This is a genomic window from Variovorax boronicumulans (assembly GCF_040544675.1).
Classification (GTDB): domain Bacteria; phylum Pseudomonadota; class Gammaproteobacteria; order Burkholderiales; family Burkholderiaceae_C; genus Variovorax; species Variovorax boronicumulans_D.
Genome location: NZ_JBEPKK010000008.1, coordinates 26,542 through 41,532, shown reverse-complemented (window position 1 = coordinate 41,532; position 14,991 = coordinate 26,542). Strand labels below are relative to the sequence as shown.

Annotated in this window: 16 protein-coding genes; 9 read left to right on the top strand and 7 right to left on the bottom strand. The window is 65.7% G+C overall.

What is annotated here, in order from left to right; all coding sequences use genetic code 11:
* The first annotated feature begins 10 nt into the window (after nt 1–10).
* The 7 genes from ABIC90_RS15600 to ntrC all read left to right on the top strand — a co-directional run bounded on the left by ABIC90_RS15600 (nt 11) and on the right by ntrC (nt 7,600).
* A complete protein-coding gene (locus ABIC90_RS15600) occupies nt 11–985 on the top strand; it encodes a sterol desaturase family protein (protein WP_354355410.1) in 975 nt (324 codons plus the stop codon).
* A 41-nt stretch (nt 986–1,026) separates the two neighbouring features.
* Nucleotides 1,027–1,914 (top strand): EI24 domain-containing protein, encoded by an 888-nt coding sequence (locus ABIC90_RS15595; protein ID WP_354355407.1) that lies wholly within the window; start codon nt 1,027–1,029, stop codon nt 1,912–1,914.
* Nucleotides 1,911–2,711, top strand: coding sequence for a competence/damage-inducible protein A (locus tag ABIC90_RS15590; protein WP_354355405.1), 801 nt, complete (start codon nt 1,911–1,913; stop codon nt 2,709–2,711). Before ABIC90_RS15595 ends, ABIC90_RS15590 begins: the two co-directional genes overlap by 4 nt.
* Before the next feature lie 147 nt (nt 2,712–2,858).
* On the top strand, nt 2,859–4,274 hold the full coding sequence (glnA, locus tag ABIC90_RS15585) for a type I glutamate--ammonia ligase (RefSeq protein ID WP_093434476.1): 1,416 nt from the start codon (nt 2,859–2,861) through the stop codon (nt 4,272–4,274).
* A gap of 168 nt (nt 4,275–4,442) precedes the next feature.
* A complete protein-coding gene (locus ABIC90_RS15580; RefSeq protein WP_354355402.1) occupies nt 4,443–4,961 on the top strand; it encodes a hypothetical protein in 519 nt (172 codons plus the stop codon).
* A 2-nt stretch (nt 4,962–4,963) separates the two neighbouring features.
* Complete coding sequence (gene glnL, locus ABIC90_RS15575; protein ID WP_354355400.1) at nt 4,964–6,043, top strand: nitrogen regulation protein NR(II); 1,080 nt, start codon at nt 4,964–4,966, stop codon at nt 6,041–6,043.
* Nucleotides 6,044–6,067: 24 nt separating this feature from the next.
* On the top strand, nt 6,068–7,600 hold the full coding sequence (gene ntrC, locus ABIC90_RS15570; protein WP_354355398.1) for a nitrogen regulation protein NR(I): 1,533 nt from the start codon (nt 6,068–6,070) through the stop codon (nt 7,598–7,600).
* A gap of 51 nt (nt 7,601–7,651) precedes the next feature.
* Here the strand turns inward: ntrC and ABIC90_RS15565 are convergent, their stop codons facing one another.
* Both ABIC90_RS15565 and xth read right to left on the bottom strand, forming a co-directional pair.
* Nucleotides 7,652–8,167 (bottom strand): hypothetical protein, encoded by a 516-nt coding sequence (locus tag ABIC90_RS15565; RefSeq protein ID WP_354355396.1) that lies wholly within the window; start codon nt 8,165–8,167, stop codon nt 7,652–7,654.
* A gap of 5 nt (nt 8,168–8,172) precedes the next feature.
* Complete coding sequence (gene xth, locus ABIC90_RS15560) at nt 8,173–8,958, bottom strand: exodeoxyribonuclease III (protein ID WP_354355394.1); 786 nt, start codon at nt 8,956–8,958, stop codon at nt 8,173–8,175.
* A gap of 251 nt (nt 8,959–9,209) precedes the next feature.
* On the opposite strand from xth, the gene ABIC90_RS15555 reads away from it, so the two are divergent.
* On the top strand, nt 9,210–10,193 hold the full coding sequence (locus ABIC90_RS15555) for a Bug family tripartite tricarboxylate transporter substrate binding protein (protein WP_354355392.1): 984 nt from the start codon (nt 9,210–9,212) through the stop codon (nt 10,191–10,193).
* A 15-nt stretch (nt 10,194–10,208) separates the two neighbouring features.
* Here ABIC90_RS15555 and ABIC90_RS15550 read toward each other — a convergent pair whose 3' ends face one another.
* The gene (locus ABIC90_RS15550; protein WP_354355390.1) at nt 10,209–11,666 is read right to left on the bottom strand and encodes a catalase; all 1,458 of its coding nucleotides are present in this window, start codon (nt 11,664–11,666) and stop codon (nt 10,209–10,211) included.
* A 200-nt stretch (nt 11,667–11,866) separates the two neighbouring features.
* On the opposite strand from ABIC90_RS15550, the gene ABIC90_RS15545 reads away from it, so the two are divergent.
* Nucleotides 11,867–12,052: a hypothetical protein gene (locus ABIC90_RS15545; protein ID WP_354355388.1), complete on the top strand. Its 186-nt coding sequence runs from the start codon at nt 11,867–11,869 to the stop codon at nt 12,050–12,052.
* Nucleotides 12,053–12,098: 46 nt separating this feature from the next.
* On the opposite strand, the gene ABIC90_RS15540 is transcribed toward ABIC90_RS15545, so the two are convergent.
* From ABIC90_RS15540 to ABIC90_RS15525, 4 genes are all read right to left on the bottom strand, one after another.
* The gene (locus ABIC90_RS15540) at nt 12,099–12,338 is read right to left on the bottom strand and encodes a hypothetical protein (protein WP_354355386.1); all 240 of its coding nucleotides are present in this window, start codon (nt 12,336–12,338) and stop codon (nt 12,099–12,101) included.
* 110 nt (nt 12,339–12,448) lie between these two features.
* The gene (locus ABIC90_RS15535; RefSeq protein ID WP_354355384.1) at nt 12,449–13,504 is read right to left on the bottom strand and encodes a phosphatidate phosphatase App1 family protein; all 1,056 of its coding nucleotides are present in this window, start codon (nt 13,502–13,504) and stop codon (nt 12,449–12,451) included.
* A gap of 59 nt (nt 13,505–13,563) precedes the next feature.
* Nucleotides 13,564–14,082 (bottom strand): dihydrofolate reductase, encoded by a 519-nt coding sequence (locus ABIC90_RS15530; protein WP_354355382.1) that lies wholly within the window; start codon nt 14,080–14,082, stop codon nt 13,564–13,566.
* A gap of 20 nt (nt 14,083–14,102) precedes the next feature.
* The gene (locus tag ABIC90_RS15525; protein WP_354355380.1) at nt 14,103–14,984 is read right to left on the bottom strand and encodes a thymidylate synthase; all 882 of its coding nucleotides are present in this window, start codon (nt 14,982–14,984) and stop codon (nt 14,103–14,105) included.
* Nucleotides 14,985–14,991 lie beyond the last annotated feature (7 nt).

Here is a 14,991-nt window from a genome sequence, read left to right as displayed (position 1 = left end):
GGCGGCTGCCGTGATCGACTGGTTGACCGACATTTTCTCGGCCGTGCAGGGCTGGCTCTTCGAAGCGGCGGTGCAGCCGCTGGTGTACGCCGTCGGCCTGGGCGGCTGGACCGAAGACGCCTTCGACGCCACCGGCTGGCTGCTGGTCGGGTTCGTGCAGATCGCCGTGCTGCTCGCGGTGATCGGGCCGTTGCAGCGGTGGCGCTCGGTGGCGCCCGTGGTCGACCGCCACGCCATCCGCATCGATGTGCTCTACACGTTGATCCATCGGCTGGGCCTGTTCCGGCTGGCGCTTTTCTTCACGCTGCAGCCCTTCTTCGACGATGCGATCGGCAGCCTGCGCACGGCAGGGTGGGGCACCTTCCACCTGGACGAAGTCTGGCCCGGCGTGACCGATGTGCCGTGGGTGGCCTTTGCCATCTACCTGGTGGTGCTCGACTTCGTCGGCTACTGGATCCACCGCGGCCAGCACCAGTTCAACTGGTGGTGGGGCCTGCATTCGCTGCACCATTCGCAGCGGCAGATGACCATGTGGAGCGACGACCGCAACCACCTGCTCGACGACATCGTCCACGACGCCATCATCGTCATCGTGGCGCAATTGATCGGCGTGGCGCCGGGGCAGTTCATCGCCTTCGTGGCCTTCACGCAGCTGAGCGAAAGCCTGCAGCACGCGAACCTCCGGCTCAGCTTCGGCGCCATCGGCGAGCGGCTGTGGATCAGCCCGCGCTTTCACCGGCTGCACCACAGCATCGGGCTGGGCCACGAGTCCCACGGAAAGAGCACGCTGGGCGGCCACAACTTCGGCGTGCTGCTGCCGTGGTGGGACATGCTGTTTCGCACCGCGAACTTCGAAGACCGTTACGACCCCACCGGCGTCCGCGACCAGGTCGAGCCCGGCGCCGATGGCCGGGTGCGCGACTACGGCCGGGGCTTCTGGGCGCAGCAGTGGCTGGGCCTCAAGCGCATGGTGGGCCGCGGCTGAGGCGCCGCGAGGGCGATCCCAGGCGTTATCCTCGCAGCCTCATGCGCCTGCTTCTCGATTCCTTCTGGCGCGCGGTCGCCTACTGCATGCTGCCGCGCGTGATCGTGCTGTCGCTGCTGCCGCTGGGCCTGATGGTGCTGCTGGCGGCGGCGCTCGGCTACTTCTATTGGGAGCCGGCCGTGGCCTGGACGCGCGGCGCGCTCGACGCCTGGCCGCTGCTCGCGAGCTTCTGGGCCTGGATCGGGCGGCTTTTTTCCGGTGACGTGACCTCCATGCTGGCGGCGCTGGTGGTGGTGTTTGCCGCCACGCCGCTGATCGTGGTGGTCACGCTGCTGATCGTGGCGGGCCTCATGGCCCCGGCCCTCACCAAGCTGGTGGGCGAGCGCCGCTTTCCCGCGCTGGAGCAGAAAAAGGGCGCTTCCTTCATCGGCAGCGTGGCCCGTTCGCTCGGCGTGACGCTGCTGGCGCTGGTGGCCCTGGTCGTGTCGATGCCGCTCTGGCTCATTCCGCCGCTGGTGCTGATTCTTCCGCCGCTGATCTGGGGCTGGCTCACCTACCGTGTGATGAGCTTCGACGCGCTGGCCGAGCATGCGAGCCCCGAGGAGCGGGCCACGCTGCTGCGCACGCACCGGCTGCCGCTGCTTCTGATCGGCGTGATGTGCGGCTACCTCGGCGCGGCGCCGAGCATCGTCTGGGCGTCGGGCCTGCTGTTTGCCGCAGCCTTCCTGGTGCTGGTGCCGATCGCAATCTGGATCTACACGCTGGTCTTCGCTTTCTCCGCGCTCTGGTTCGCACACTACTGCCTCGACGCCCTGGCCCAGCTGCGAACGCAGCGCGCCGCGGCGCTGGCGTCGGCCGACAACGGCACGCCGGCCCTTGAGGCCGCATCAGCCAACCAGGCTGCTCTTTCTCAATGGGGTTCACCATGACACGCGCATTCGGTCTCATCGTCGTCGGCGACGAGATTCTTTCCGGCAAGCGCACGGACAAGCACATGCCCAAGGTCATCGAACTGCTCGCCGCGCGTGGCTTGCAGCTCGGTTGGGCGGAATACGTGGGCGACGAGCCCACACGCATCACCGCGGCGCTCATGCGCGCCTTTGCCTCGGGGGACATCGTGTTTTCCACCGGCGGCATCGGCGCCACGCCCGACGACCACACGCGCCAATGCGCCGCCAAGGCGCTGCGCGTGCCATTGGCGCTGCACCCGGAAGCCGAGGTGCTGATCCGCGAGCGCATGAAGGACACGGCGGACGAGCAGGGCCTGCCCTACGAACCTGATCGGCCCGACAACATCCACCGCCTGAACATGGGCGTGTTTCCGCAGGGCGCGACGATCATCCGCAACCCTTACAACAAGATTCCGGGCTTCAGCGTGGCACATGTGCACTTCGTGCCCGGCTTTCCGGTCATGGCCTGGCCGATGATCGAGTCGGTGCTCGACAGCCGGTATGCCGAGTTGTTCACCCGTGACGCCATCGCCGAGAAGTCCGTGATCGTTTTCGGTGCGATGGAAGCCACGCTCACGCCCCTGATGCAGGCCATCGAAGAGGCGCATGCCGGCATCAAGGTGTTCAGCCTGCCGAGCGTCGATCACCCGCAATACGGCCGTCACATCGAGTTGGGCGTCAAAGGCGACCCGGCCCGGCTCGATGCGGCCTATACCCAGCTGATCGAAGGGTTGCACAGCTTTGATGCCAAGCTTGGACCAGAATTGGTGCGTTGATCCTCAATGCACCAATGTGGTGAATCATCGCCTTGTTTTAAAGCGGTGCATCCGTGGCCAAAGCCTCATTCCGTGGGGTGACAATGGCACAGAAACTGCATCCTTCGTTTCCGTATTCCTAACCACCATCCAACTCAGGAGAAACTGATGGCAAAGACCGTCGCCGATGTACTCAAGCTCGTCAAGGAAAACGAGGTCAAGTTCATCGACTTCCGCTTCACCGACACCCGTGGCAAAGAGCAGCACGTCACCGTGCCGGTCTCGGCTTTCGATGAAGACAAATTCACCTCGGGCCACGCGTTCGACGGTTCCTCCATCGCCGGTTGGAAGGGCATCGAAGCCTCGGACATGCAACTCATGCCCGACCCGAACACCGCCAACATCGACCCCTTCTTCGAAGAAACGACGCTGATCCTCACCTGCGACGTGATCGACCCGGCGGACGGCAAGGCCTACGAGCGCGATCCGCGTTCGCTCGCCAAGCGCGCCGAGGCCTACATGAAGGCCTCGGGCCTGGGCGACACCGCATTCTTCGGTCCGGAACCCGAATTCTTCGTGTTCGACGGCGTTCGCTGGAAGAACGACATGTCGGGCTGCTTCGTGAAGATCGATTCCGAAGAAGCCTCCTGGAACACCGACAAGGAATACGAGCACGGCAACACCGGCCACCGTCCGGCGGTCAAGGGCGGCTACTTCCCGGTCCCCCCGGTCGACAGCTTCCAGGACATGCGCTCGGAAATGTGCCTGGTGCTCGAAGCCCTGGGCATCCCGGTCGAAGTGCATCACCATGAGGTGGCCAACGCCGGCCAGATGGAACTGGGCACCAAGTTCAGCACGCTGGTGCAGCGCGCCGACTGGGTCCAGCTGCAGAAGTACGTGATCCACAACGTGGCCCACGCCTACGGCAAGACCGCCACGTTCATGCCCAAGCCCATCGTCGGCGACAACGGCTCCGGCATGCACGTGCACCAGTCGGTCTGGAAGGACGGCAAGAACCTGTTCGCCGGCGACGGCTATGCGGGCCTCTCGGACTTCGCGCTGCACTACATCGGCGGCATCATCAAGCACGCCCGTGCCCTGAACGCCATCACGAACCCCGGCACCAACAGCTACAAGCGCCTGGTGCCCGGCTTCGAAGCCCCGGTGAAGCTGGCTTATTCGGCCAAGAACCGCTCGGCCTCGATCCGCATTCCGTTCGTGGCCAACCCCAAGGGCCGCCGCGTCGAAGCGCGCTTCCCCGATCCGCTGATGAACCCGTACCTCGGCTTCGCGGCGCTGCTGATGGCCGGCCTGGACGGCGTGGAAAACAAGATCCATCCGGGCGAAGCCGCCAGCAAGGACCTGTACCACCTGCCGCCGGAAGAAGACGCGCTGATCCCCACCGTGTGCCACAGCCTCGACCAGGCCCTGGAATACCTGGACAAGGACCGTGCGTTCCTCACCAAGGGTGGCGTGTTCACCGATTCGTACATCGACGCGTACATCGAGCTGAAGATGCAGGAAGTCACGCGCTTCCGCATGGCGACGCACCCGGTCGAATTCGACATGTACTACTCGCTGTAATTGGCTCGCCCCCCAGGCTGCGCGTGTCTCCCGAAAGGGACGGTGTAAGCCTGACGGGTTATGAAAGGACGGCCTTGGCCGTCCTTTTTCCTTGGGGCGGAACATCTTGTCACCAGTGGCGCGGAATTGCATGAAAATGCGCCTTTGTCGCGCCACCCAACGATTCTCATGAAGACTGCTTCTCTCATCGTACTGACCGGTTCATTGTTGGCCGCACTGCCTGCGCTCGCGCAGGAGCGCGTGTGGCGCTGCGGCAATGAATACACCAACAACGCGACCGTCGCCCAGCAAAAGGGCTGCAAGGTCATGGAAGGCGGCAACGTCACCGTCGTGCAGGGTGGCGGCGGCACGAAGTCGTCGTCGGGCAGTTCCTCGGGCAGTTCGGGTGCGTCCGCCGCGCGTGCGCCGGTCGGCAGCCCGCGCGTCGAAGGCGTCGACCAGCGCGCCCGCGACGGCGAAGCCCGCTCGGTGCTCGAATCGGAGCTCAAGAAGGCCGAGGCGCGCCAGGCCGAGCTGCAGAAGGAATACAACAACGGCGAGCCTGAAAAGCAGGGCAGCGAAGGCCGCAATTACCAGAAGTACCTCGACCGCGTGGCCGAAATGAAGGCCGAACTCGCGCGCAACGAGAGCGACATCGCCGGCATCCGCCGCGAAATCGGCCGCCTGCCGGCCAACAAGACGCAATAGACATGGCATTCGGGAAGAAGGCGATCGGCGCCAACACGCGCTTTCAGACCTTCGACCTCTTGTCCACGCTGATCGCGGTGGTCAACAGCGACGGCTCTGTGCTCTTTGCCAACGCGGCGCTCGAAGACGCGCTGGGCACCTCGCGCCGCACGCTCGAAGGCTCGCAGTTCGGCGCCTGCTTTCACGAGCCGCAGGTGCTGCGCACCGCCATCGACGGCGCGAGCAGCAACGACTTCGCCACGCTGCGCTACGAAGCGTTCCTGCGCCGCGTCAACCACGAGCTCATGCCGGTGCAGGTGACGCTGGCGCACGGCGACAAGAAGGGCGAGCTCGTCATCGAGATGTCGCCGCTGGAGCATCAGGTGCGGCAGGACCGCGAAGAGCGCCTCATCGACCAGGCGCAGGCCAACAAGGAACTCATCCGCAACCTCGCGCATGAAATCAAGAACCCGCTGGGCGGCATTCGCGGCGCGGCGCAGCTGCTGCAGATGGAGGTCGAGTCGCGCGACCTCATCGAATACACCCAGGTCATCATCCACGAGGCCGACCGGCTGCAGACGCTGGTCGACCGCCTGCTGGCTCCGCACCGCCGCCCGCACGTGGTGGGCGACGTCAACATCCACGAAGTCTGCGAGCGGGTGCGCTCGGTCATCCTTGCGGAGTTTCCGCGCGACCTGCACATCGAGCGCGACTTCGACGTGTCGATCCCCGAGTTTCGCGGCGACCGCGAGCAGCTGATCCAGGCCACGCTCAACATCGTCCACAACGCCGCGCAGGCCCTCGCCGAGAGACGCGCGGCGGGCGATGCGCAGATCACTTTCAAGACCCGCATTGCCCGCCAGGTGATATTCAACAAGCAGTGGTACCGATTGGCATTGGAATTGCATGTAATCGACAATGGACCGGGTGTGCCGGACACGATCAAGGACCGCATCTTCTACCCGCTCGTATCGGGCAGGGAAGGCGGAACAGGCCTGGGGCTGACCCTTGCGCAAACTTTTGTGCAACAGCATCACGGCGTGATCGAGTGCGATAGCGTCCCGGGCCGAACCGATTTCAAGATACTGATACCGCTGCCCTAGCGCAGCACGGCAACAAGGAGATGCATGAAGCCGATCTGGATAGTTGATGACGACCAATCGATCCGCTTCGTGCTCGAGAAGGCCTTGCTGCGCGAAGACTTGCCCACGCGCAGCTTCACGAACACGCGCGAGGTGCTGGCCGCTCTTGAGCAGGCCGAAGGCGACGACCAGCAAGGCCCGCAGGTTCTGGTGAGCGACATCCGCATGCCCGGCGGCTCCGGCCTCGACCTGCTCGACAAGATCAAGGCCAAGCACCCCGGCCTGCCCGTCATCATCATGACGGCGTTCTCCGACCTCGACAGCGCCGTCTCGGCCTTTCAGGGCGGCGCCTTCGAATACCTGCCCAAGCCCTTCGACCTGCCGCGCGCGGTCGAGCTCATCCGCCGTGCGGTCGACGAAAGCCAGCGCGAGGAAGTCTCCGAAGAGCGCATGGTCGCCGCGCCCGAAATGCTGGGCCAGGCGCCCGCCATGCAGGACGTGTTCCGCGCCATCGGCCGGCTTTCACAGAGCAACGTCACGGTGCTGATCACCGGCGAATCGGGTTCGGGCAAGGAGCTGGTGGCGCGCGCGCTGCACAAGCACTCGCCGCGCGCCAACGGCCCCTTCGTGGCCATCAACACCGCCGCCATTCCCAAGGACCTGCTGGAGAGCGAACTCTTCGGCCATGAGCGCGGCGCCTTCACTGGCGCGCAGACCATGCGCCGCGGCCGCTTCGAACAGGCCGAAGGCGGCACGCTCTTCCTGGACGAAATCGGCGACATGCCCTTCGACCTGCAGACGCGCCTGCTGCGCGTGCTGAGCGACGGCCATTTCTACCGCGTGGGCGGCCACAACTCGGTCAAGGCCAATGTGCGCGTGATTGCCGCCACCCACCAGGACCTGGAGCAGCGCGTCAAGCTCGGCGGCTTCCGCGAAGACCTGTTTCACCGCCTCAACGTGATCCGGCTGCGCCTGCCCGCGCTGCGCGAACGCGGCGAGGATGTGCCCGCGCTCACCCGCCATTTCCTGCAGCAGAGCGCGCGCCAGCTCGGCGTCGAGCCCAAGCGCATTTCCGACGCAGCGCTCGCCAAGCTCGCGACCTTCGGCTTCCCCGGCAATGTGCGTCAGCTGGAAAACATCTGCCACTGGCTGACCGTGATGGCGCCCGCGCAGCTGATCGAAACCAAGGACTTGCCGCCCGAGGTGATGGCGGTCGGCGTCGACACGCACGTGGCCGAGGTGGCTGCATCGGTCGCCGTCGCCGTGCCGCCGCTGGCTGTGGCGCCCCTGCCTGCCGCTGGCATCGAGCGCGAAGCGGTGTCGGCTTCCGCCGCCCCTGAAGCCGCGGAAGCGGCGGTCGGTGTCAGCAGCTGGGAGAGCGGCCTCGAAATCGAAGCCCAGGCCTTGCTCGCGGCCGGCCGCACCGACGTGTGGGATGCGCTCTCGCGCCGCTTCGAATCGCGCCTGATCCTCACGGCGCTGACCAGCACGCGGGGCCGCCGCATCGAGGCTGCGCAGAAGCTGGGCATTGGTCGCAACACCATCACCCGGAAGATCCAGGAACTGGGCATCGAGTGACATCGCCCGCGCCCGGGGCAGGGCGCCGCCCAGAGGCGCGCAGCTTCGGGGCTACCTGCTTCGCTGCCCCAGCGTGATCGAATCGAGCTGGAACTTCCCGCTCTTGTCCCAGAGCCAGGTGTCGACGTAAGTGTGGCCGCCGAGCTTGCCCGGGGACGGCAGCGGCGAGGTCGCCTTGATCAGCTCGGCAATCATCGGCGGCACCTCCGGCGCATGGCTGGGCACGCGGCTGAAGGTGACGTTGTTCACCTTGCCGTTCGCGTCGATGTCCGTCTCGACCACCACCACCGCGTACACCAGCGGCGGAATCTTTCCCTTGTAGATGCGGTTCGCGTAGGCCTTGTAGATATGGCGCGCGCCGATCTTGCGGTAGGCGCGCACGGCGGGCGTCTGCGCGGTGATCAGGCGTACCGTCGGCACGTCGCTCTTTGCGGGCGGCGCTTCGTCCGTGGGCGAGGTGGCGGTCTTGCCGTCTTCGGTCTTGTCCGCGGGCTTGAGGATCGAGCAGGCACCCAGGGACAGCAAGGCGAACGCGGCAACGAGTGCGGCGAAGGTGCGGGCGGCCATGCGGTTCAGGCGCCCAGGTCCAGATCGAGCACCACCGGCGCGTGGTCGCTGGGCTTTTCCCACTTGCGCGGCACGCGGTCGATCACGCAGCCCTTCACGCGCGGCACCAGCGGCTCGCTCACCAGCACGTGGTCGATGCGCAGGCCCCGGTTCTTCTGGTAGCCCAGCATGCGGTAGTCCCACCACGAGTAGCTCTTCTCGGGCTGCTCGAACATGCGGAAGCTGTCGGTCAGGCCCAGCGCGAGAAGCGCCTTGAAATGGTTGCGCTCTTCGGTCGTGTGGTGAATGGTTTCCTTCAGGCCCACGGGATCGAAGCTGTCGCGGTCTTCCAGCACGATGTTGAAGTCGCCCAGCAGCACCAGGTTCGGGTGCGCCGCCAGTTCCTGGCGCAGCCACTCGCGCAGCGCGTCCAGCCACTTCATCTTGTATTCGAACTTCTCGGAACCCGGCGTCTGGCCGTTCACGAAGTAGCAGTTGACCACGCGCACCGGGCCGGCCGGCGTGTCGATGGTGGCCGCGATCACGCGCGACTGCTCGTCGGTGAAGCTGGCGATGTTCTTCACCACCTCCCGCACGGACGCCAGGCTGAGGATGGCCACACCGTTGTATGTTTTCTGGCCGAACACGGCCGCTTCGTAGCCGGCCGACTTGAGCACCTCCAGCGGGAACTTGTCGTCGGTCATCTTCAGCTCCTGCAGGCAGAGCACGTCGACCGGGTTGGCAACGAGCCAGTCGAGCACATGCTGCAGGCGCGCGGTGAGGGAGTTGACGTTCCAGGTGGCGATTTTCATGTGCTTGTAAGCGGTTGATTTCAATGATGTTTTTGTGATTTCGACGCTTCCGCACCGGGCCTTGCCGCACCGCCATGCCTCCGCGTGGGCGGCCAGCTTAGCAAAAGCATCCCGGTTTCCACGTAGGCGCATGGGCCAGGCGTGCGGACGACCCCGGCCCCGTTCGCTGAAAAAGTGTTTCCCGCGCCGAAGCTTGGCACCGCCTTCGATGAGCGGTGCAATCGCGTCGAATCATCACGGAGACATACAACATGCACAGCAAGCTTCTTTCCCGCCTGCCGTCGGCCGCGATCGCGGGGATGCTCGGCCTGGCCGCCGTCTCGCCCGGGCTCGCGCTAGCGCAGGACCGCTACCCGGCCAAGCCCATCCGACTGGTGGTGCCGTTCCCCGCCGGCACCGCGCCCGATGTGATGGCGCGCTACTGGGGCGACCGCGTGAGCAAGCAATTGCAGCAGCCGGTCATCGTCGAAAACCGTGCTGGCGCGTCCACCATCGTCGGCACGCAGGCGGTCATCTCCTCGCCGGCCGACGGCTACACGCTGCTCTACACCGCCAGCGGCACGGTCACCATCAATCCCTTCGCCTACAAGAAGCTGCCCTACCAGCCGCAGGACCTGGTGCCGGTCACGCGCATGCTGTCGATCCCGCTGGTGGTGTCGGTGCCCGTGCAGTCGCCCTACAAGACGCTGGCCGACCTGATCAAGGACGCCAAGGCCAGGCCCGGCCAGGTGAGCTATGCCTCGTACGGCATGGGCACCGTGCCGCACATGTCGATGGCCTACTTTGCCAACAGCGCGGGCCTGGTGCTGAACCACATTCCCTACCGCGACGGCGGCCTGACCGACCTGATCGGCGGGCGGGTGGACGTGGCGTTCTCGCCCATCGCTGACGTGCTGCCCTACATCAAGGCGGGCAAGGTGCGGCCGCTGGCGGTATCCAGCGCGCGGCGGCTCGACTCGCTGGCCCAGGTGCCGACCGTGGCCGAAACCTTTGCCGGGTTCGAGGGCGACTCATGGCACGGCGTCTTTGCGCTCAAGGGAACGCCGCAGCCCATCGTGGAGCAGATCGGCGCGGTGTCGCGCCGCATCGCGGCGTCGGACGAGTACCGGCAGTACCTGGCCGAGTTCGGCCTCGTTCCGGTGGGCGGCTCGTCCGACGATTTTTCTCAGCTTGTCGGCGCGGAGTCCAAGCGCTGGTCGAAGGTCGTCAAGGACAACAACATCTCGCTGGAGTAGCGGAATAGGCCTGCCTCAAAGCCCCAGCGCCTTGGCCACGCCCGCGCCGTACGCCGGATCGGCCCTGGTGCAGTTGTCGATGTGCCGGCGCTTGATGAACTCCGGCGCATCGCCCATGGCACGGGCGGTGTTCTCGAACAGCACCTGCTGCTGCGCCGGCGCCATCAGGCGGAACAGGTCGCCCGGCTGCTTGTAATAGTCCGAATCATCTTCGCGGAAGTTCCAGAAGTCCGCATCGCCGCGCAGTTTGAGCGGCGGCTCGCGGTAGTCGGGCTGCTCCTGCCACTGGCCGAAGCTGTTGGGCTCGTAGTGCAGCGTGCCGCCGTAGTTGCCGTCCACGCGCATCGTGCCGTCGCGGTGGTTGCTGTGCACCGGGCAGCGCGCGGCGTTCACCGGAATCTGGTGGTGGTTGACGCCCAGGCGGTAGCGCTGTGCGTCCGAATACGCGAACAGGCGCGCCTGCAGCATCTTGTCGGGCGACACGCTGATGCCGGGCACCAGGTTGTTCGGCGCGAAGGCGCTCTGCTCGACGTCGGCGAAAAAGTTCTCGGGGTTGCGGTTGAGCTCGAAGAAGCCCACCTCGATCAGCGGGTAGTCCTTCTTGGGCCAGATCTTGGTCAGGTCGAAGGGGTGGTAGGGCACCTTCTCCGCATCGGCCTCGGGCATCACCTGCACGTACAGCGTCCACTTGGGAAAGTCGCCGTTCTCGATCGCGTCGTACAGGTCGCGCTGGTGGCTCTCGCGGTCGCCGCCCACGACAGCGGTGGCTTCGGCGTCGGTGAGGTTCTTGATGCCCTGCTGCGTCTTGAAGTGGAACTTGACCCAGAAGCGCTCGTTGGCCGCGTTGATGAAGCTGAAGGTGTGCGAGCCGAAGCCGTGCATGTGGCGGTAGCTGGCCGGAATGCCGCGGTCGCTCATCACGATGGTCACCTGGTGCAGCGCTTCGGGCAGCGAGGTCCAGAAGTCCCAGTTGTTGGTGGCGCTGCGAAGGTTGGTTCGGGGATCGCGCTTGACGGCTTTGTTGAGGTCCGGAAACTTGCGCGGGTCGCGCAGGAAGAACACCGGCGTGTTGTTGCCCACCAGGTCCCAGTTGCCTTCCTCGGTATAGAACTTGAGAGCGAAGCCCCGGATGTCGCGCTCGGCATCGGCCGCGCCGCGCTCGCCGGCCACGGTGGTGAAGCGGGCGAACATCTCGGTTTTCTTGCCCACCGCGCTGAAGAGCTTGGCGCGCGTGAACTTCGTGATGTCGTGCGTGACGGTGAACGTGCCGAAGGCGCCCGAGCCCTTGGCGTGCATGCGGCGCTCGGGAATGATTTCGCGGTTCAGGTTGGCGAGCTTCTCGAACAGCCACACGTCCTGCATCAGCAGCGGGCCGCGGGGGCCGGCGGTCAGGCTGTTCTGGTTGTCGACCACGGGGGCGCCGAAGGCGGTGGTGAGCGGGGTCTTTTTCGAGGTGTCGGATGAGTCGGTCATGGGTTGTGTTTCTTGTGGGAGTGGAGGAAGCGGGGCCACTTTAATTTCAATGTGCCCCCGGTCCAAGCACGCATCTGCTGTTGCCGACGTCGGCATGCTTCATGCCGACGGGGCGATGTCCTGCACTTCGCGGCGCCCGCGGCTGTCGAGGCCCGCGCGGCAGGCGCGGAAGACTGGGCGTTTTCCAAGAGGAGACGTTCATGAGTTCCACATCGAAGCAGCCGTCTGTGCACGAGGAGCCCGAGATCACGCAGGAAGAGTCCGTGCCCAGCGACGGCGCCGACACCGCAGGCGAAGAAATGATGAAGGGCGTGGTCAACCCCAAGCTGCACGACGCAGGCTCGGCGGAACACAAGACGCCTGAAAAAGCCGCGAAGAAACCCTAGCAAAAATCCTGGGAGATACCCGAGCGCAAGCGGCGCGCCGCCCGGCTCACAACTCGATGAATGCCGACGTGGCCTTGTTCAGGGCCAGCCTGCCTTTGGCGGTGATCGATTCCACCTGGGCCAGTTGATGGATCGCGCGCTCGTCGGGCGAATGCTCCGATGGCGGAATGAAGGCGGTCACCAACTCTGCCGCACGCAGCACGCGCACCCTGTCGATGTCGGCGGGCGTGTGAACGACCAAGGGCAATTTCTGCTCCGATATCGCCCGAAGAAACTCCATGGACATGGGCTTGTCTCCTTGTCTTGATGGCAGGGGTCCGGGCATTGTGGGCACAAACAATGAGCCTGTGCTTAATCCCTGCCGCACGCATGCCTTTCAGGTGCGTACTGAAGTTTTCAATTTGCCGGCCAGGCCGCGGTATCTGGCAACAGGATGTGCCAGATCGCAGGGTCGATGCCCTCGAAGGTCGTGCGGTAGCGGTCGGACAGGCGGTCTTCGCCGGTCACGTCGCGAATCACGATGCTGTCGATGCGCTGCGGATTTGCGCGGAACACCTGCGCATAGATTTCCGGATCGGCCTCGCCCGAATCGCCCACCAGCACGAACCGGCGCTGCGGAAATTCGGCGAACAAGCGGTCGATCACGCCCAGCTTGTGCGCGCGCGAATCTTCCGCGCCGGGAATCAGCGTGCGCCAGGTGGTGCTCTCGCGCAGGTGCATGCTTCCGGCGGGAAAGTCGTTGCCGCGAACAAAATCCGCGAGCGCCGGATACAGCTGGATCGGGCTGGCCGACAGGTAGTGAAAGCGCGTGTCCGGCGCCAGTGCCAGCGCGCGGTAGTAGGCCGCCATGCGCGGTGCCGCCTCGAAGCGCCGCGCGAAGGTGTTCAGCAGCATCTCGCGCCTGTCGCGTACCTGCGTGCGCTTGATGGTGTCGTCGATGTCCGAGATGACCGAAACGCCTTGTTCCGGCACCACCAGCGCCTGGCCCCTGAAGCGGTGCAGCAGCTCTCCCGGCCCGGTCACGCCGTGGAACTGCAGCCACTGCAGCGGCGCGGATGTGCGCGGCGCATCGATCACCACGCGCAGGTTGCTGCGGCCGTCGGAGCCCGAAGGCGGCATCGCGACGCGGGCCTGCGTGCCGTCGAACACCACGTCGATCAGCTTGCCCTCTTCGGACTCGGCATGGAACAGGGCCGTGCGCTGGTTGAAGCGCAGCCGCGCCGCGGGCGAGAGCTGCTTGAGGTTCAGGCCCAGGTAGCGCGCGAGGGCGGTGTTGAGGCCCCAGCGATGCTCGCGCTCGAAGATCCAGGCATGGATGTCGACCTCGATCCGGCCGTCGCCGGCCAGGCGCGCCGTGCCGGGCAGGAAGATCGCTTCTTCGTCGGGCTCGAGCGGCTCGGCGGCGTGCAGCGCCTGCAGGGGCGCGAGCGCCGCGGCGAGCGCGGTGCCCATCAAAACGGACCGGCGCCGGAGCACCGCCGCAGCCTTCGGGCTGCCTGGCGCGCCGCCGCTCATGCTTCTACTGGCGCGATGCGTTCGAGGGTCACGAAGCTGTAGTCCAGCCCGTCCTTGGCCGAGACATGCGACGTGCGCTGTGTTTCGCGCCAGGCGGCGCCGTCGAGCGTGGGGGCGTGTGCATCGCCTTCGTAGTCGCGCGCGATCTCGGTCACCACGGCGCGCTGCGCCAGGGGCTCGGCTTCGGCGTAGATCTGTGCGCCGCCGATCACCCACACCTCGGGGGACTTCGCCTGCTCGCAGAGCGAGAGCGCCTGCGCAAGGCTGCCCACCGGCTGCGCGCCTTCGGCCTGCCAGCCGGCCTGCCGCGTGACCACGATGTTCTGCCGGCCCGGCAGCGGGCGAAAGCGCGGCGGCAGCGAGTCCCAGGTCTTGCGGCCCATGATCACCGGCGCGCCGGCGGTCTGCTGCTTGAAGTGCGCCATGTCTTCGGGCAGGTGCCAGGGGATGGTGCCGTTGGCACCGATCGTGCCGTTGGCGGCGCGGGCGTAGATGAGGTTGATGCGGGTCGTCATCGATCGGCGGGCCTCTTCGCTCACACCGCCACGGGTGCCTTGATGGGGTCGCCGTGCTTGTAGTCGAGCACTTCGAAGTCTTCGTACTGGTAGTCGAAGATGGAGTCGGGCTTGCGCTTGATGTTGAGCACGGGGTAGGGGTACGGATCGCGGCTCAGTTGCAGCTTCACCTGTTCGGCGTGGTTGCTGTAGATGTGGCAGTCGCCGCCGGTCCAGATGAAGTCGCCCACGTCCAGGTCGCACTGCTGCGCGACCATGTGCGTGAGCAGCGCGTAGCTGGCGATGTTGAAAGGCACGCCCAGGAAGATGTCGGCGCTGCGCTGGTAGAGCTGGCAGCTCAACTTGCCGCGTCCTGAGCTTGTCGAAGGAGTCTGTCCTGAGCTTGTCGAAGGGCCCTCGGCCTGCGGCGGTGCCACGTAGAACTGGAAGAAGGCATGGCAGGGCATCAGCGCCATCTTGGAGAGCTCGGCCACGTTCCAGGCGCTCACGATGATGCGGCGCGAATCGGGGTTGGTCTTCAGGGTCTTGATGACGTCGGCAATCTGGTCGATGTGCCCGCCGTCGGGCGTGGGCCAGCTGCGCCACTGCACGCCGTACACCGGGCCCAGGTCGCCGTCTTCGCGCGCCCATTCGTCCCAGATGCTGACGCCGCGTTCCTTGAGCCAGTTGTTGTTGCTCGACCCGGTCAGGAACCACAGCAGTTCCTGGATGATGGACTTGAGGTGCACCTTCTTCGTGGTCACCAGTGGAAAGCCTTCATTCAGGTCGAAGCGCATCTGGTGGCCGAACACGCTCTTGGTGCCCGTGCCGGTGCGGTCGCTCTTGAACACGCCGTGGGTGTCCACGTGGCGCATGAAGTCTTCGTACTGGGAACGGACGGGGCGGGTGGGCGTGGAGGTCATGGGCGAA